This window comes from Pokkaliibacter sp. MBI-7 (assembly GCF_029846635.1).
Lineage (GTDB): Bacteria > Pseudomonadota > Gammaproteobacteria > Pseudomonadales > Balneatricaceae > Pokkaliibacter.
Genome location: NZ_JARVTG010000001.1, coordinates 640,347 through 658,249, shown reverse-complemented (window position 1 = coordinate 658,249; position 17,903 = coordinate 640,347). Strand labels below are relative to the sequence as shown.

Below are 17,903 nucleotides of genomic sequence, written 5' to 3'. Positions count from 1 at the left end.
GATGGCTCGGCATGTGTCAGGAACGAACAGCAGGGAAGGGTAAATCACGTTCTATACTGCTATGAATCAAAGCGCACGCGTATTTATGGAGACCCTTCCCGAAGTAGGGTAGGGACAGCACATTACTGTGCCATCCCCCCCGTAGAACCGTGCGTGCGGCTTTCACCGCACACGGCTCGAGCAGATTAAACTAAGCCCACTTAATGGGCCGGTTTGTTTACTGTCAGACCACGGCTGTGGAGCTGAGCGTGACAAACGGGGTGCAAGAGTACCCGATTCCTCAGTGTGTCGTCACCCCCTTGTGAGCGGTAAACGATATGATGGTCATGCCATCCTGTTTCTTTGGTAACCGGTTCCTTGCATAACGCACAGCGACCTTTCTGCTGGGTGTACAGACTGGCAACCTGCTTACGATACTTCAGCTTATTCAGCATCCGACTCATTCGCAGCGCCTCACCTGTGGCTTCCATGTCGGGATCGAAGGGATTGTAGTCCCCTGCGATCTTTCTGTGTCGTTCTATCGGTGTACTGGCCAGCGCATACAGCGCCACCACCGACTTGTCGCCCCACTCATTCTTTACCGTGGCGGCAAACACCCTTGAACGCTCCCCGATGGGCTGGAAGTATTTCTCCATGACCCATAAGGCATTCTTGTTCGGGTGCCGACGCTTGGCCCATTTTCGTACCGCCTGAAAAATCAGGTCGTCTAAACGGCTGAACGTTGCCTTGGCTACCACCGGCTGATGGTACAAAGCCCATCCTTTCAGCACCGGGTTCAGCAGGCGAATCAGATTCTCCTGCTTAGCAGTTTTATTGGCGTCGATGATTTCCTTGACCTTGCGATAGAACGCTTGCACGTTTTTCTTGCTTGGTTTGATCAGGAGCTTGCCGCCGTATTTGCGGAAATTCCATCCCAGAAAATCAAAGCCATGGTCAATGTGGACGACATGTGTCTTTTCCCCGGATAGTTGCAATCCCCGCGTATGCAGGAATGTTTCTACCCAAGGCCGGATGTCGTTCTCCAGTACCTCTTTCGAGGCGCCTGTGATGACAAAATCATCCGCATACCGCACAACATTAACCTTGAATCGTCCCGATTTGGTCCGTCCCAAGTATTGCTGGAGTTCGCGTTCCAAACCGTCCAACGCCATATTAGCCAAGGTCGGAGAAATAATTCCCCCTTGTGGCGTTCCTGCCTCTGTCGACTGGAGCTGGCCCTTGTGGACCACCCCCGCTTTCAACCACTTGGTCAGTACCTGCCTGTCCGTAGGGACATGCTGGACCAGCCAGTCGTGATTGATATGGTCAAAACAGCCTTTAATGTCTGCCTCTAACACCCATTGGGCTGACGCCTTTTTGGCGAGGCACACAAAGAGCTGACCCATGGCGTCCGCAGTTGACCGTTCGATCCTGAAGCCGTAGCTGTTGGGATCGCCCCGTGTTTCCGCGACAGGAGCCAATGCCAGCAGGTATAACGCCTGCATGGCCCGGTCATACATGGTGGGGATGCCCAGAGGACGTTCCTTCCCATTACTCTTGGGGATATACACCCTGCGCAGAGGCAGAGGGCGATACCCCCGGCGTTTCAACGTTTCCGCCGCCAGTTGTTTACTTTCGGGCGTATCCCAGAGTACGCGGTCGACTCCCGCCGTGCGCTTACCCTGGTTCTCAGTCACTCGCCGCACCGCCAGTAATCTGGCTGAACGTGAGCGGGTCAGCAGCCGTTGCAGGGCTTTCACCCTCCGCCATTTGCCTTCCTTACAAGCCTTCGCAATACGAATCTGCATTCCTCTGACGTTCCGTTGCACACGTTGCCAATCGACCTCGTGCCACACCAACGGTCCGCCGGTAGGCGCAGACATCACGCTTTCGCGCGTCAGTTCTTTCATGCTGCCTTCCTTATTCAAGACCATGATCCTGAACGAAGACAGCATTCTCCCTGACGGGAAAAACTGTCCCGTCAGGGGTAGAGCAACAGGCAGACTCAAGGTCTGCCGAGTGTGTAGTAGGGTGAACTCAGGGTTCACCGAAGTGTTTAATGGTCTCAAAGGTAAGAGGGTAACAGCCGCCTTACGACGATCTGCCAAGTGGAAGTCTGCCCGGTTTCCCGTGGGGTGACATTAAAACCCCTATCCATCCTATTACCGGATGGCCTTCGCTTTCTCCACCCTCCCATAACCGCACAGCCAACAGATTGCCTCACGGCGCTCCTGCCCCGAAGGGCGGCTATACGGTCTTACCACGTTCCCTGCTTACCACACGACTGGGTTAGGGACTGCCTTTTCGCCGATGGCTCTCATGACGACGTATCTCTAGCACTTACAGAGATAACCGGCCACACACCTTTTGGTTCAAGCCTGTCAGCAGTTTAGGCTTGTCAGTAATTACGACGTTTATCAGCAGTTCACTTACGTTTCCCCTACCAGCCAACCTAGCCCCTCAACCCGGTACTGCTCCGAGAATCCGCTGCCACTTCTCACAAAGTGCCAGCGCCCCTTGCGGGAGGGTTACATTCCGGGGGAGCTTCACACAAGGCAGTTACCCGCCCTGCATGTCCCCGTGGGTTACTGTTGGTCGTACAACAGGTCGACTTGTCCGCCGAAACGGACCCCGACAATGGTAAACAGAGCTTTAGCTCTGAACCTCTTGATTAAGTGAAAACGGAAGACGGACTTCCGCTATGGCACCTACAGCTCCTCCTGAGCGACGTCCAATTTTTCATTGTGCTGATTGGATTTGGGCTCCGATCCTTGCAGTGTCCCTTTACTGTTTCCTGATCATCCCGTCACCGGAATACACCGTACAACCCTGTACGACGACAACAATGGACCAAGGTCCATTAATCAGGTATCTCTGAACATACCGGCTAAGATATGCACTCCCGTGGCGAACCGCAGGACTGACGTGCCGAGACAGGCGTCAGGGTGGGTACATCCGTACCAAAAGGCTCTTCTCGTCCTTGCGGACAACCATCCTGCATTAGGATGGCCCCGGCAGCCGAAGCGTCTGCCCGTCCTCTGCCATATAGACCTCCAGCCGAGACTGGATTGACGTATCGAGGAGACCGTCGGGTGGGCACATCCGTGCCAAAAGGACCTTCGTATCCTTGCGGACAGCACTGCCCACTGGCAGCGCCCTGATAGCCGAAGTAACTACCAGTGCTCCTGTCTCTTCAGACAACAGCTCAACGAGCTGCCCCCACCTGCCGGAGCTGGTTGTGGGTATCAAGAGGACACGCTACACGTGTCGCACAAGTGCACTTACTATAACGACAGCAGCACGACCTTGCATCTGTTTTGCCCGAAGCGGTGCTCCGGCAGGGGCTTGAGGTTGCAGGCGGTGGCGCCATGGTTAGCAGATAGATAACGCAGGCAGTATGGAAGTCAGATAGCTATGTACTCTGAAATGACAGCAAGTCGGGGGCTGCAGCCGTCGAAGAAAAAGCGTGTCCTGTTGGTGGATGATGATCCGCTGATTCTCAGCAGCCTGCGCCGGGCGCTGCGCAAGAAGCAGGAGTCCTGGGAAATCAGCTTCGTGCAGAGTGGTCCGGTGGCACTGGCGTTGATGGAACGCGAGGAGCCCTTTGATGTGATCGTTACCGATATGCGGATGCCGGTAATGGATGGCGTGGGTCTGTTACGCCGGGTGGTCGAGCGCTTCCCCGGTGTCGCCCGTATTGTGCTGACCGGTTATGCCGAAAGTGATGATATCGCCATCGCTGCCGAGCTGGCGCACCAGTCTCTGGCTAAGCCCTGTGATATTGACACCCTGGTGGAGGCCATCAATCAGGCCTGTCAGGTGCAGGAGATGATGAGCAACTCACGCCTGCGCGAGGTCATGGGCGGCATCGGTAATCTGCCTGCGGTGCCCTCCACCTGCCAGAAACTGCAGGCCATGCTGCAGGATACCGATGTGACGGTACGGGATGTCACCTGTCTGATCGAGTCAGATCTGGGTATCTCCAGCCGCCTGCTGCGGATCGTTAACTCCGGGTTTACTGGCCAGACGCGCACTATCGACAACGTCCACGATGCGGTGGTGCGGCTGGGTATGCGGCATGTCAATGACTGGGTGCTGGTCTGTCACATGATGCATGAGCTGGAGCAGCATCACTGGCAGCGTTATTCCTTCGAGAATCTGCGCCGACGCTCGGTGGCGGTGGGTAAGTTTGCCCGCCATATGGCGCTGCAGATTGGCCTGCCGAAGGCCGTGGCTGATCAGATCATGATGGGCGGGCTGTTGCATGATCTGGGCATGTTCCTGCTCGCAGCACGCATGCCTGAGGCCTATGCTGAAGCCTTTGTCCTGTGTGAACGTCAGGGCATGAGCCTGCATGATGCCGAGCAACAGGTGCTGGGGGTCAGCCATGGTGAAGTCGGCGCTTACCTGCTTGGTTTGTGGCGCTTCCCGGCTGCCATTGTTGAGATGGTGCTGCGTCACCATTGTGATGAGGGATATAACAGCTGTTCTATCGGTGTGGTTCTGGTCAGCATCGCCGATGCGCTACTGCCGCCCTTGTTGCACGATGTGAACTACGCACTGTCTGCCCGGTTGAATGAGCAGGATCTGGCCGCGTCGGGTTTACTCGAACACTTCAAAAACTGGCAGGAACAGGCTGCCGAGTTTGTTGATGGCTGGTAAGCAGGTGGTGTTGAGCCATTGCCAGAGCGCTATCCGCTAACCCCAGTGTGGCGATAAGTGTGCTAGAATGCCGCCCCTTTTCATCACTGCCTGATGAAGGCCGGTTTTCCACTACAGCTTGCGTATGTTGAGGTTCGCCCTTGTCTCACTCTGATCTGCCCCTATCCGAACAGGCATCGTCTGCCCAGGCTCCGTCTGCACGAAGCGGCTTTACCCAGCCTGAGCGTTATGAGGCGCTGCTGACAGAAAAAGCGGCTGAGCTGGAAGCCCAGTTCGCCGAATTTGCGCCACCTGCCCTGGAGGTATTTGCCTCGGAGAAGGAGTTTTTCCGCATGCGTGCCGAGTTTCGGGTATGGCATGAGGAGGATGACTTTTACTACGTGATGTTTGAGCCTGGCGATAAGTTTACCCGTCACCGTGTGGATCAGTTTCCTGTGGCGGGTCGCCTGATCAATGAGCTGATGCCACGTTTGCTGGCTGCAGTTAAACAGCACGACGTGCTGCGGCGTAAATTGTTTCAGGTGGACTTCCTGACCACGCAGTCCGGGCAGGCGCTGATTTCCCTGCTTTATCACAAGGCACTGGATGACAGCTGGCTTGAACCTGCCCGCTGGCTCAAGCAGGAGCTGGGCGTTGAGCTGGTGGGGCGCAGCCGTAAGGTCAAACATAAGGTGGATCAGGACTGGGTGGTGGAAACCATGACCGTGGCGGGCAGGACCCTGCACTATAAACAGGTCGAAAACAGCTTCACCCAGCCCAATGCTGGTGTGGCAGAGAAAATGTTGAACTGGGCGGTGGATGCCAGCCGGGGACTGAGTGGCGATCTGCTGGAGCTTTACTGTGGCAATGGCAACTTCAGTCTGGCTCTGGCCGACAGTTTTGACCGGGTGGTTGGTACCGAAATCGCCAAGAGTTCAGTTCAGGCTGCACAGTACAATATCGAGCGCAACGGTATCAGCAATGTACGCATTGCCCGTATGGCCAGTGAAGACTTCAGTGCAGCGATGCTGGGGCAGGGAGGCGGCCGCCGCTTCCAGGAGCTCAATCTGGCGGAATATAACTTCACCACCGTGCTGGTGGATCCGCCCCGTGCCGGGCTGGATGACGACACGGTGGAGCTGGTGCGTCGCTACGACCACATTCTCTATATTTCCTGTAACCCCGATACCCTGCATGCCAATCTGACTGCCCTGGCAGACAGCCACGGCATTGAGCGCTTTGCACTGTTTGATCAGTTCCCTTACACCCATCACAAAGAGTGTGGTGTGTTGCTGAGTCGGCGCCAGTCACGGTAGAGTTTGCCCCACTGAAATACTCGGGTAATACGGCATCCGGTGCAGAGGTTTTTCATCCCTGTCCCGAGTGATTGCCGACCCGGGTGGAGCGAGCCCCGGAGGGACGATGGCAAACTGGTTGTCTAACCCTTTCAAACGCAGGAACAGAACTATGTCTTCACCGCAGGACTCTTCAACCCAGCAGGCGTCAACCCAGCAGGCTGCGTTGGTGGCGATATTGGAAGCGCTGGTGGATCCGCTGTTGCAGCGCCCCTGGCAGGAACTGGCGGCGGTGGAGTCAGTCAGTATCGTGGCAGGCCAGTGTCAGGTGGTAATTGGGCTGCCATACCCTTGGTTGAGTGTTGAGGCGGACTTGCGTCGTAGGGTGGAAGCTGCCGTGGCTCCGCATCTGCAGGGCGCCACCCTGACGCTGGAGCTGGTCAGCCGTATCCCCGAAACCACTGCACGAGCCAGTGTGGCCGCGTTGCAGGGGGTGAAGAACGTTATCGCGGTGGCCTCAGGCAAAGGCGGTGTCGGTAAGTCCACCACCACCGTCAATCTGGCACTGGCCATGGCGCAACTCGGTGCCCGAGTCGGCATTCTGGATGCGGACATCTACGGCCCCAGTCAGGGCATGATGCTGGGCGTGCCCAGCGGCACCCGGCCTCAGCAGATCAATGACAACACCATGGCACCTATCGATGTTCACGGTGTGCAGGCCATGTCCATGAGCTTCCTGATTGATGAGCGTCAGCCCATGGTCTGGCGTGGCCCAATGGCCAGTGGTGCCCTGCAGCAGCTGATGACGCAGACGCAGTGGCAGGATCTCGACTATCTGTTTGTCGACATGCCTCCCGGCACCGGTGACATCCAGCTGACACTGGCACAGAAGATGCCGGTAGCTGGCGCGGTGGTGGTAACGACGCCGCAGGACATTGCCCTGCTGGATGCACAGAAAGGCATCGAGATGTTCCGCAAGGTGGAGATTCCGGTGCTGGGTGTGGTGGAAAACATGAGCCTGCATCGCTGCACGCAGTGCGGCCATGAGGAGCATATCTTCGGTGAAGGCGGTGGCGAGCGGATTGCCACGGAGTACCAGACCCAGCTGCTCGGTAGCCTGCCTCTGACACTCAAGATTCGCCAGCAGGCTGACAGTGGCCAGCCGACAGTCATTGCCGATCCTGACAGCAGTGAAGCCGGGCATTATCGGGCGATTGCCCTGAAAGTGGCACTGGCTCTGATTGGTCAGGCTACACCGGCCATGCCCGTGTTCAGCGTCAGTGATGACTGATCCTGTCGCTGGTCAGGACTGAGCTGACCTTATTTTGCCTGCAGGCAGCGTGTCTGCAGGCATTCAGAATGATTGCAATGGAGCCAATGGCTCAAGACGGACAATATGGCTATCAAATCAGACAAGTGGATTCGCCGTATGGCTGAATCGCATCAGATGATCTCTCCCTTCGAATATGGCCAGGTGCGCCATACCGATGGCGGTAAAGTGATCTCCTATGGCACTTCCAGCTACGGCTACGATGTGCGCTGTGCCAATGAATTCAAGATTTTTACCAACATCAACTCATCCATCGTTGACCCCAAGAACTTCGATGACAAGAGCTTTGTCGATGTGGTGTCGGATGTGTGCATTATCCCGCCGAACTCCTTTGCTCTGGCGCGTACGGTGGAGTACTTCCGCATTCCCCGCAGTATCCTGACCGTGTGTCTGGGGAAAAGCACGTATGCCCGCTGCGGCATTATCGTCAACGTCACTCCTCTGGAACCTGAGTGGGAAGGGCACGTGACGCTAGAGTTCTCCAACACCACGCCGCTGCCTGCCAAGATTTACGCCAATGAAGGCGTGGCACAGATGCTGTTCTTTGAATCCGATGAAGTCTGCGACGTCAGTTATTCTGACCGTAATGGTAAATATCAGGGACAGACGGGCGTCGTCGTTCCTCGCACCTGATCTCTGTGTGCCACCTGCTACCTTCGGCGTTGTGCCGGGGGTAGCACGCTGTACCTGCCTTGCTATCCCCCTGACGCTCCCACCGATTCCATATTTGCTGCTGACCTGTGTCAGCCTGTCGCACACTACACACCATGCCTCGTTACTGTGGTTGTGCCGGTAGCGGTTCCTTGCTGTATTGCAACTGGAAGGCATCGGCGTTGAGCAGCAGGTTGTCCCAGAAGGTAAAGCGCCCAGTCACGCACTGGCGCAGTTGAGCGGTGATGTCATCATCCCCGACGCCTTGCGCTGCCAGTTTGCCGGGCTCGATCTGCTGCTGGCAGCTGGGGATGTACACTGACGCTACCTGCCTGGCGTGATAAATACCGGCAAACTCCCAGATGGCAAACACCACGGCGGCTACGCCAACGGCCTGAATCAGCCTGTTAATGATCATTCCTGCTTCCTCTGTGTACGGCTGCGACACACCTTAAAATCTTGCCGATGGCCAGGCAATCCCTGTCTCTCCTCCGGTAGAAGACTGCTGATCAGGATCAAGTGCAGGGATATGCAGGAGGAGGGCATGGGCGCGAGCAGAAGATGACACCCTGATGAACTAACCATGGCAGATATTCATATCTATAAAAATTAGTTATCTCTGTTCGGATAGTGTCCTGTCGTGCTGCCGGGTTCTGCTGATATGAATGACAGACCGACGATTCATTGCTGTTTTCGTCATTGTGCAGGTCAGAGCACTGGTATGCATGGCTATTACGGTGAGGCGGGTCTGCTGGGTGCACTGGCCGTCAGAGACAAGGTGCTGCCCGATGCTGGTGCAGGGGTGAGAAAGAGGTAAGAAATACCGTCATTTGCTGGCGCAGATAGACCAGTAGATGACTCTGGTCTAATAAGAAAAGGTGATAGCTATAAATAATGTTCAGATGTCACCGCCGTAGCACTTTGTAATATCGGACAGAACCAGCTGGCGCACCTCTCCATAATCCTTGGAAATAAAGAGGACCTAACCGTGACCATCAGTTCTGACATGAGTGCAGATCCCTCTGTACTGACGGCGTCGCCCCAGGCCACGCAGACTCGTAAATCATCCGCCTCCAATGTGGTGGCAATCGTGCTGGGTAATGGCCTTGAGATGTATGATTTCACGGTCTACAGCTTCTTTGCTGCCATTATCGGCAAGCTCTATTTCCCTGTTTCCTCATCTCTGGGTGCATTATTGCTGTCGCTGGCGACCTTTGGTGTCGGCTTCTTCATGCGTCCTCTCGGTGCAGTGCTGATTGGTAACTACGCCGATAAACGTGGCCGCAAAGCGGCGCTGACCCTGACCATCCTGCTGATGACCATCGGTACGGCGCTGATCGCCTTTACCCCGACCTATCACCAGATCGGTATTGCCGCCACCCTTTTACTGGTGATGGGACGACTGTTGCAGGGGTTATCTGCCGGTGGCGAAATCGGTGCTTCCTCCGCCATGCTGATGGAGAGTGGTCTGGCTCATCGCCGCTGCTTTCTGGTGAGCTGGCAAACCGCCAGCCAGGGCGCCGCCGCACTGTGTGGCGCTCTGATCGGCGTTGGCCTGTCCACTGCGTTCACTCCTGCTGAGCTGGAGTCAGGCTGGTGGCGACTGCCCTTTATCCTCGGGCTGTTGATTGCTCCGGTGGGCATGTACATTCGCCGTCAGCTCGACGAAACCCATGTGGTGACTGCAGAGCATGAGCACAAAGTCAGCCTGCGGGACGTGCTGCGACAACATTACCGGACACTGCTGCTGGGCATTCTGCTGATGGTAGCAAGCACCTCTTCCATGTATCTGGAGGTGTTCTACATGCCGACCTATCTGATTCGTAATCTGCACTTCCCCAGCTCTACCGCGTTTGCGGTGGCGAGTCTGGCAGGAGCCATTCTGTTTCTGGTGCCGCCTTTCGTTGGCAAATACTGCGACACCCTGAAAAGCCGCAAAACCCTGCCGGTCTGTGCCATGGTGCTGTCCCTGCTGGTGACCTATCCCGCGTTCCTGCTGTTGCAACAGTCCACAGAGTTGCTGCAGGCCATGCTGATTATTGGCGGCCTGATCCTGATCATGACCGCTGTCGCCAGTACCATCTTTGTACTGATGATGGAGGCTTTCGAGCCGTTCTCCCGTGCCACCGGCATTTCCATCATGTATGCCTTTGGCGTGACCATCTTTGGTGGTTTCGCCCCCTTCTTTGTTACCGCGCTGATGGCATGGACCGGCAGTGCACTGGTCCCGGCCTGGTACCTGATGGCGGCTACCTTTATCAGCCTGATTGCCATGCTGCTGTTCCCTGAGCGCCGGTTGCCCTGACGCGCCTGCCTTTCACCTGATTGTTTCTGTTCACCTGATTGTTTCTGTTGTCGGGTAATCGTGGCGGTGCTGCGGTTACCTGCGCCTTGCCCAAGTGTTACCGGAGGTTCCCATGACTCGTCTTATCAATGACCCGGCCTTCTTGCGTCAGTGCGAAGACTTTGTCTCCATCCGTCAGGATATTCACAGCTACCCTGAGCTGGGTGCCGATGTGCCCCGTACTTCACAGTTAGTCGCCGACCTGCTGAAGGAGTGGGGCTACGAGGTACATACGGGGATTGGCGGGCTGGGAGTGGTCGGAGTGCTACGCCAGGGTAACGGCAGCAAACGCCTCGGCATTCGTGCCGACATGGATGCCCTGCCTATTCTGGAAAAGACCGACGTCCCCTATCGCAGCAAATGTGATGGTCATATGCATGCCTGTGGCCATGACGGACACACGGCCATTCTGCTGGCCGCAGCCCATTATCTTGCCCGTCACCGTGGCTTTGATGGCACGCTCAACCTGATCTTTCAGCCTGATGAAGAAGGGCTGAGTGGCGCCAAAGCGATGATTGAGGATGGTCTGTTTAGCCGTTTCCCCTGTGATGCGGTGTACGCATTACACAATATGCCCGGCATTGCTGAAGGGGTGGCTGCTGTGCAGACCGGCATCATGACCAGCTCTTCTGACCGCGTCACCATTACTTTCCGTGGTAAGGGCGGGCACGGTGCACTGCCTCATCGTGCGATTGACCCCACCGTCGCCATGGCCGCCACCATCATGGCGCTGCAGACGGTAGTGTCACGTAACCTGTCGCCGATGGAGTCGGGCGTGGTCAGTATCGGCACGGTCAGGGCGGGTACGACCTCCAATGTCATTCCGGAGACGGCTGAAATGGTATTGAGTGTCCGGGCGATGGCCGTGGATACCCGTCAGACGCTGGAACGGCGTATTCGCGCCATCGTGGAGGGGCAGGCCGCGGCCTTCGGTATCGAAGCAGACATTCGCTATGACCACATGGTGCCAGCGATGCTCAACACCGAGGAGGAGACGGCGATCTTGCGTCAGGCAGTGGCTGCGGCACTGGGAGAGGAGCGGCTGGCCAGGGAGCATCTGCCAGCCTATGGCAGCGAAGACTTTGCCTGGATGATCGAAGAAGTACCTGGCAGTTACTTCATGCTGGGCAATGGTCTGGAGGGGGCAGTGGGTTGCTCAGTGCATAACCCGCACTATGACTTCAATGATCAGCTGGTGCCTGCAGGCGCAGCGTGCTGGATTGAGCTGGCGCGTACTTTTCTTGTCTAAAAAGGCAGGTGAGGCAATTGCCCGGGCAGGGGCATGAATCATGCTAGACTCGCGCCATTGGCGGTGTCTTACCGCCCTGTGCCGGGATCTGTAGTAATGAAAATCCAGCAACTGAAAGCCTTTCTGACCATTACCGAGGTGGGGAGCCTGCAAGAAGCTTCCCGCCGTCTTCACCTGACCCAGCCAGCCCTCAGCAAGTCCATCAAGGAGCTGGAAAGTGAGCTGGGCATCAGCCTGTTTATCCGTGGTGCACGTGGAATCACCATTACTGAATACGGTCAGCGTCTGCTGGGCCATGCCCGCCTGATCGTCGAGACGGAAAAGCGCGCACGTCAGGATATTGAAGACATGAAGGGCATGATGGTCAGTGAGGTGGTGCTGGGGGTAACTCCCATCACCTCGGTGCTGCGCCCTCTGGCCGATGGCATCGTGGCGTTTCGCCAGCAGCATCCCGGTGTGACTTTGCGGGTGCTGGAAATGCGCCCCTATCAGTTACTGGAACATTTGCGCGAAGGCCGGGTCGATTTCGCCATTACCTCTCAGGTGCCGGCGGTGGGCCATGCGCTGGAGTGGATACCCATCTGCCGCATTCCCAATCTGGTCGCCGTTCGTCGTGGCCATCCGTTACAGGGCGTCAAATCGTTGCGCGTGCTGCAACAGGGCGACTGGATCAGCCTTGATCCCCTGAGTGATCAAACCACCTACTTCCACCAGATGTTCAGCATGAATGGTCTGCCATTGCCGCTGAAGGTGCAGGAATGCTCGTCAATGACGCTGGCACGTACCCTGGTTAACACGACGGATGTGATCGCACTCTATACCAAAGAGGCCTTCGACAGTCCTGATCTCAGGAATGACATCAGCGCAGTGCCGATCATTGAGCCGGTGCCGGACAGTGTTATCTCGCTGGTCACTCCCAAGCGCGACCTGCTGACCCTTAGTGCCACCCAGCTATTCGAGATGATCCAGTCTAAACTGCAGTTGCGTTATCCCCATTTCACCTGAGACACCCGGCAACCGGGAGCAAGGAGCTGGATTGTGCTGATCATGCAGACTGACCGTCTGGCACTGCGAGAAGTGCAGGTCGATGACGCCGGATTTATTCTGGCGCTGATCAATGATCCTGACTGGATCCGCTTTATCGGTAACAAGGGCATCCATAGTGAACAGCTGGCGCGTGACTATATTCGTCAGGGGCCGCAGCAGATGTATTTGCGCCATGGTTTTGGCCTGTGGCTGGTCAGTGACCGGCTTAGCCGGACACCCATGGGCATGTGTGGTCTGATCAAGCGCGACAGCCTTGAGGATGTCGATCTGGGATTTGCCTTTATGCCGGCCTTTCGCGGTCAGGGTATTGCTGAGGAAGCGGCGTGGGCCTGTATGACCTTTGCCCGGCAGCAGCTGGGTATGCAGCGACTGGTCGCCATCACGACCCCGGACAATATTGCCTCGGGGCGTTTACTGGAGCGTCTGGGCTTTGTACTGGAGGGGATGCAGCCGGGTGAAAACGGCCAGCCGCTGAAGCTGTTTGCGATTTCACTGTAAGTTGGCGATGTCGCTGTGATCAGCCCGATTTCATCAGTCGGTCGCGTAAACCTTCCAGCTGTGACTTGATACTGGCCAGCTCATCAAGGCTGCAGGCCATGGAGCACACCATTTCCTGGGGAACGGTTTCAGCAGCCTGCTGCTTCAGGTTTTTGCCCTTGTCGGTCAGGCTGATGATGACCTGACGTTCATCCTGCGGGGCGCGATTGCGTTCAACCAGGCCGGCGCTTTCCATACGCTTCAGTAGCGGTGTGAGGGTGGCGGAGTCCAGATACAGGCGTTCGCCAATTTCAGACACCATACGCTGGTCGTTTTCCCACAGCACCATCATTACCAGATACTGCGGATAGGTCAGGTCCAGTGCCTTGAGCACCCGGCGGTAGACCTTGTTCATGGCCAGTGAGGTGGAGTACAGGGCAAAGCAGATCTGATCATCGAGTTTCAGTGACATGGTGCGGTCCTCTGGCCCGGTTATTACTGGCGTGATGGTATATAGCGAGCGATTTAACCGCAAGTTTCAGGAGGCTACGGCCTCTGTGGGCGCGGCGGGCCCTACTTGCGCCAACGTATCCGACAGCGACATTTTGGTAATTGCCAAGTGACGTGAACCGTGATCTGCACTATCTTCTGTCGCTTCGTATTTTTCGACCTGACTTCAAACTGGCGGGAACAGAGAAATTCAGAACGGGTCGAGAACAATCCTAAACAGGAAGCCACACAGGGAGATGAGGGTGAGCAGAGTGCAGGAGTGGGATCGCTAGTGATAACGCGTCGATTGCGCAGGGAAGGCCTGTTTCGGCAATGCAGCTGCTGGCTCGCTGGCGTGCTGTGCTTCTGGTGGCTGGCCGCCAGCGTTGCCGCGGCCGTGGTGCCGCTGGACGATAAGGAGCGCGCCTGGCTGGTGAAGCACCCGGTGATCACCGTGCACAACGAAATGAACTGGCCACCGTTCAATTTCAATCAGAATGGTCAGCCCACCGGCTTTTCTATCGATTACATGAATCTGCTGGCAGTTAAAATGGGCCTCAATATCCGCTATGTCTCGGGGCCTGAGTGGGATGAGTTCATGGCGATGATCAGAGATGGGCGTCTCGACGTCATGCTTAATATCGTCAATACCCCCGGTCGCCGGGAGTTCATGAGCTTTACCGAACCTTATCTGTCTTCACCTTCGGGCATCTTCGTCACCCGCGACAACGACAGTATCCACAGTCTGGAAGATCTCAATGGCAAGACGGTGGCTATTCCCCGTGGCTTTTTCTTTCAGGAAGTACTGGAAACCAGCTACCCCAAGATCAAACTGCTGCTGGAAGATGACACCCTCGATAATCTGGAGTCAGTTGCCTTTGGCCGGGCCGATGCCACGGTCGGCGAGCCGGGGGTGGTGCAGTATCTGATCGATACCCACTTTCTGACCAACATCAAGCTGGCCGGGCAGGCAACAGACCGGCGTTTTACCAGCGTCATGAGTATTGGCGTCAACAAGGATCAGTCCATTCTGCGTGGTATTTTGCAGAAGGGGGTGGATTCCATCACCCCGCAGGAAATGCAGCATATGTTCGCCCGCTGGAATCTGGCTGCCGCCGGCCAGGCGGATGCTACGACCCTGAGTGATGAAGATCAGCGCTATCTTGCCGGGCTGAATGACGTGCAGGTCTGTGTGCAGTCCGATCATATGCCCTATGAGGGACAGTCAGGGGATCAGCTAAATGGTATCAGCGCCGATCTGCTGCGCCAGCTCAGCCAGACGCTGAAACTGTCCTTTCACCCCCGCTTTTACTCAACCAGTGCTGAACTGCTGGAGGCCGCTGGCCGGGGCGACTGTGATCTGGTGCCACTGATCGCTACGGCAGCCGGGCAGAGCGGGTTACGGTACAGCAAACCCTTTCTCGACATTCCTATCGTTCTGGCAACCGGTTCGGATGAAATATTTGTCGGTGATGTACAGCAACTGAAAGACCGCAAACTTGGCTATGTACCCGGGCTGTTCAGTTTTGACGCACTGAAGAAGCGTTATCCGCAGCTGCAGCTGGTGGCGGTGAGCAGTATGGCGGATGCAGTACGGCGCATCCGTGATGGTGAGCTGTATGGCTATGTTGATTCAGTCGCGGCCATTGCGTACGGCATGCAGCAGCATGGCTGGTATGACATCAAGATTGCAGGTCGCTTTGACGAGCAGTTGCACATTGCCATGGGCGTACACAGTACCGCTCCCCATCTGCTGGGAGTGATACAGAAAACCCTCAATGCCATGGGAACAGAAGTCCCCAAACGTATTTATAACCAGTGGGTATCAGTGCGTTATGTACAGTCCGTTGACTACACCTGGATCTGGCGAGCCGGGCTGGCGCTGGCGGTGCTGATGGCGTTTCTGTGGTACCGCAACTATCAGCTGAAGAAGTTCAATCGCAAGCTGGAGCGGATCACTATCACCGACCCTCTGACGGGAGTGAACAATCGCAAGCTGCTGGATGAAGTGCTGGCCCGCGAAGTCGATCTGTGTGCAGCCGGGCAGTACAGTGTCGGCCTGATTCTGCTCGATCTGGATCATTTCAAACTGGTGAATGATCGCTATGGCCATCAGGAGGGCGACGCGGTACTGAATATGGTGTGCCGCAGTGTCGAGCAGGTCATCAACCATAAGCATGTTTTCGGCCGCTGGGGCGGAGAGGAGTTCATGGTTATCTGCCCCGGACTGAATCTGGCCGCGACCGGTCATCTGGCGGAAATCCTGCGACGGGAAATCAGTCAGGCAGTGCAGGGGCCTGCTGGTAATCAGACGGCCAGCTTTGGCGTGACAGCCTATCAGCGTGGCGACAGCGGTAACGATCTGATTCGCCGTGCTGATATGGCGCTGTATCAGGCCAAAGAAGCGGGGCGCAACCGCGTCCAGCTCCATACCCCGGCAAAACAGACAAGTCGTGTCACCAGCAGCTTTGAGGTGTGACCGTCTCTTCGTTAAATACCCTTTTCAGATCAATCTGTTGCCGCATCTTTGCCGGTAATCCATGAGGCGGCTATCGCCAATCACAGAGGGCTGGCCGATAATCCTCGCCTGAACCTAAAACGGGATGAGGAATACGCATGCAACCGCATTTTGATTGCATCGTGGTGGGTGCCGGGTCCATGGGCATGGCCGCTGGTTATTATCTGGCTCGCGACGGGCATCAGGTGGCACTGTTCGACAGCTTTGACCCGCCCCATACGCAGGGGAGCCACCATGGGGAAACCCGTATCATTCGCCATGCCTATACCACCGAAGGTGATACCTATGTGCCGCTGGCCAAACGGGCTCAGCAGCTGTGGAATGAGCTGGCGGAGCTGACCGGTAAACCCTTGTTTCTCAATACCGGCAGTATCTGCATCGGTGCCCCGGGCTCAGGCTTTGTTGCCGAAGTGGAGCGCAGTGCCCGTGCTCATCAGATTCCACTGGAAGTGCTGACAGGAGCGGAGGTGCGCGCGCGGTTCGAGGGTATCAACGTGCCGGATGACTACATCGGCTGCTATGAACCTGAAGCCGGGGTGCTGCGCTGTGAAGACTGCATCAGTAGCTATCGTGAGCTGGCGCTGGCGGCCGGAGCAGAGCTGCATACCCACACCCGGGTAACCGCCATAGAGGTTCAGCCGGAGGGGGTGACCGTGCAGACTAGTAAGGGGGTATTCACGGCCCGCCGGCTGATTGTCAGCGCCGGCGCCTGGAGCGAGCAGTTGCTGCAATCACTCTACGGCCATTCCCTGCCACTGCGCCCTACCCGCAAGACAGTAGGCTGGTTCCAGCCCGCCGGTACCGCTTATAACGCCCCGCAACACGCCACCGATGCCGGTGAGTTTCCGGTATTTATCTTCGATCTGCTGCAACGTCAGTACTATGGCTTTCCGGTGCTGGACGGGCTGGGCCTGAAGATCGGGCGTCACGACAGCGGTGAGCGGATCAACCCGGATGACGACGACAGAAGCTTTATCGCCGAGGATGAAGAAGAGCTGCGCTGGCTGTTGCAGCGGCATATGCCGGGCGCGAACGGCGATCTCACTCAGGGTAAGGTCTGTATCTATACCTTTACCCCGGATGAGCATTTCATCATCGACACGCTGCCAGATCATCCTCACGTCGTGGTAGCCGCCGGTTTCTCCGGCCATGGCTTCAAGTTTGTCAGTGTGATGGGCGAGGTGCTGCGTGATCTGGTGCTGACGGGGCAGAGTGAGTTCGATCTCAGCCTGTTCCGCGCAGACCGCTTTGATACTAACGACTGATTTCCGTTATCTCGATTTCAATGGCGCCGGCAGGTTTGGGCCACAGTACTGTGTCTCCCTGCTGTTTGCCGAGCAGCGCTCTGGCCAGCGGGGAGGCCCAGCTGATGGTGCCCTGTTCGGCATCCGCCTCATCTTCGCCGACGATACGAAACTGAAAGTGGCGCTCGTCGGCATCAACAAAACCGACCTGACAGCCAAAGCTGGCCTTATCTGTTTGCGCCGGAGGGGGCAGCAGCTGGGCTGACTGCAGACGCTGGCGATAGTAGCGCAGGTCGCGCTCCAGCATCGGCCGTTCGGCGTTGGCGGTAAAGCTGCTGCTAGCCTTTAGCTGGTCAAGTTTTTGCTCGAGTTCAGCCAGGGTCTGCTGCATCTGCTGATAACCCGTTGCGGTCATATAGTTGGGTAAATCACTGATGGGGCGATCCGGCAGGGTTTCAGGCTGATCGCTGTCTTCTTTGACGAATGCTCGGCTCATGATGATGACTACGACTGATAGGGTGGATGTCGGCTGTGCCCTGACAGGCCAGCGCCTCACTGACAGTGCGCGATAGTCGCTTGCCGGGCAATGCCTGAGCCTTGCAAGCTCCGCAACGGGTCGCGGCTGTGCGGCAATCTGTC

General features: G+C 56.7%; 14 protein-coding genes. 10 read left to right on the top strand and 4 right to left on the bottom strand.

Features of this window, described 5'->3' with window-relative positions; translation table 11 throughout:
• Window positions 1-200: 200 nt before the first annotated feature.
• On the bottom strand, window positions 201-1,889 hold the full coding sequence (gene ltrA, locus QCD60_RS02950; RefSeq protein ID WP_279782276.1) for a group II intron reverse transcriptase/maturase: 1,689 nt from the start codon (window positions 1,887-1,889) through the stop codon (window positions 201-203).
• 1,516 nt (window positions 1,890-3,405) lie between these two features.
• On the opposite strand from ltrA, the gene QCD60_RS02945 reads away from it, so the two are divergent.
• The 4 genes from QCD60_RS02945 to dcd all read left to right on the top strand — a co-directional run bounded on the left by QCD60_RS02945 (window position 3,406) and on the right by dcd (window position 7,878).
• Complete coding sequence (locus tag QCD60_RS02945) at window positions 3,406-4,641, top strand: response regulator (RefSeq protein WP_279782274.1); 1,236 nt, start codon at window positions 3,406-3,408, stop codon at window positions 4,639-4,641.
• Window positions 4,642-4,781: 140 nt separating this feature from the next.
• A complete protein-coding gene (trmA, locus tag QCD60_RS02940) occupies window positions 4,782-5,936 on the top strand; it encodes a tRNA (uridine(54)-C5)-methyltransferase TrmA (protein ID WP_347949951.1) in 1,155 nt (384 codons plus the stop codon).
• Between the two features lie 151 nt (window positions 5,937-6,087).
• Window positions 6,088-7,206, top strand: coding sequence for an iron-sulfur cluster carrier protein ApbC (apbC, locus tag QCD60_RS02935; protein ID WP_279782272.1), 1,119 nt, complete (start codon window positions 6,088-6,090; stop codon window positions 7,204-7,206).
• A 105-nt stretch (window positions 7,207-7,311) separates the two neighbouring features.
• Window positions 7,312-7,878, top strand: coding sequence for a dCTP deaminase (gene dcd / locus QCD60_RS02930; RefSeq protein ID WP_104154967.1), 567 nt, complete (start codon window positions 7,312-7,314; stop codon window positions 7,876-7,878).
• 142 nt (window positions 7,879-8,020) lie between these two features.
• On the opposite strand, the gene QCD60_RS02925 is transcribed toward dcd, so the two are convergent.
• Entirely contained in the window at window positions 8,021-8,314 is a 294-nt protein-coding gene (locus QCD60_RS02925; RefSeq protein ID WP_279782270.1) for a hypothetical protein, read from the bottom strand.
• A gap of 570 nt (window positions 8,315-8,884) precedes the next feature.
• On the opposite strand from QCD60_RS02925, the gene QCD60_RS02920 reads away from it, so the two are divergent.
• From QCD60_RS02920 to QCD60_RS02905, 4 genes are all read left to right on the top strand, one after another.
• Window positions 8,885-10,201 carry an MFS transporter gene (locus tag QCD60_RS02920; protein ID WP_279782267.1) on the top strand — a complete coding sequence of 439 codons (1,317 nt, stop codon included), beginning with the start codon at window positions 8,885-8,887 and terminating at the stop codon, window positions 10,199-10,201.
• 112 nt (window positions 10,202-10,313) lie between these two features.
• On the top strand, window positions 10,314-11,489 hold the full coding sequence (locus QCD60_RS02915; protein ID WP_279782265.1) for a M20 family metallopeptidase: 1,176 nt from the start codon (window positions 10,314-10,316) through the stop codon (window positions 11,487-11,489).
• 96 nt (window positions 11,490-11,585) lie between these two features.
• Entirely contained in the window at window positions 11,586-12,494 is a 909-nt protein-coding gene (locus QCD60_RS02910; RefSeq protein ID WP_279782263.1) for a LysR family transcriptional regulator, read from the top strand.
• Window positions 12,495-12,536: 42 nt separating this feature from the next.
• Window positions 12,537-13,034, top strand: a complete 498-nt coding sequence (locus tag QCD60_RS02905; RefSeq protein ID WP_279787871.1) for a GNAT family N-acetyltransferase — start codon at window positions 12,537-12,539, stop codon at window positions 13,032-13,034.
• A 19-nt stretch (window positions 13,035-13,053) separates the two neighbouring features.
• Here the strand turns inward: QCD60_RS02905 and QCD60_RS02900 are convergent, their stop codons facing one another.
• Entirely contained in the window at window positions 13,054-13,485 is a 432-nt protein-coding gene (locus QCD60_RS02900; protein ID WP_279782261.1) for a MarR family transcriptional regulator, read from the bottom strand.
• Between the two features lie 309 nt (window positions 13,486-13,794).
• Between QCD60_RS02900 and QCD60_RS02895 the strand changes: the two genes are divergently transcribed.
• A complete protein-coding gene (locus tag QCD60_RS02895) occupies window positions 13,795-15,981 on the top strand; it encodes a transporter substrate-binding domain-containing protein (protein ID WP_279782259.1) in 2,187 nt (728 codons plus the stop codon).
• Window positions 15,982-16,118: 137 nt separating this feature from the next.
• Window positions 16,119-17,285 (top strand): N-methyl-L-tryptophan oxidase, encoded by a 1,167-nt coding sequence (gene solA, locus QCD60_RS02890; protein ID WP_279782257.1) that lies wholly within the window; start codon window positions 16,119-16,121, stop codon window positions 17,283-17,285.
• Here the strand turns inward: solA and QCD60_RS02885 are convergent.
• Window positions 17,275-17,760, bottom strand: a complete 486-nt coding sequence (locus tag QCD60_RS02885; RefSeq protein WP_279782255.1) for a GreA/GreB family elongation factor — start codon at window positions 17,758-17,760, stop codon at window positions 17,275-17,277. The two genes, solA and QCD60_RS02885, sit on opposite strands and share 11 nt — an antisense overlap.
• Window positions 17,761-17,903 lie beyond the last annotated feature (143 nt).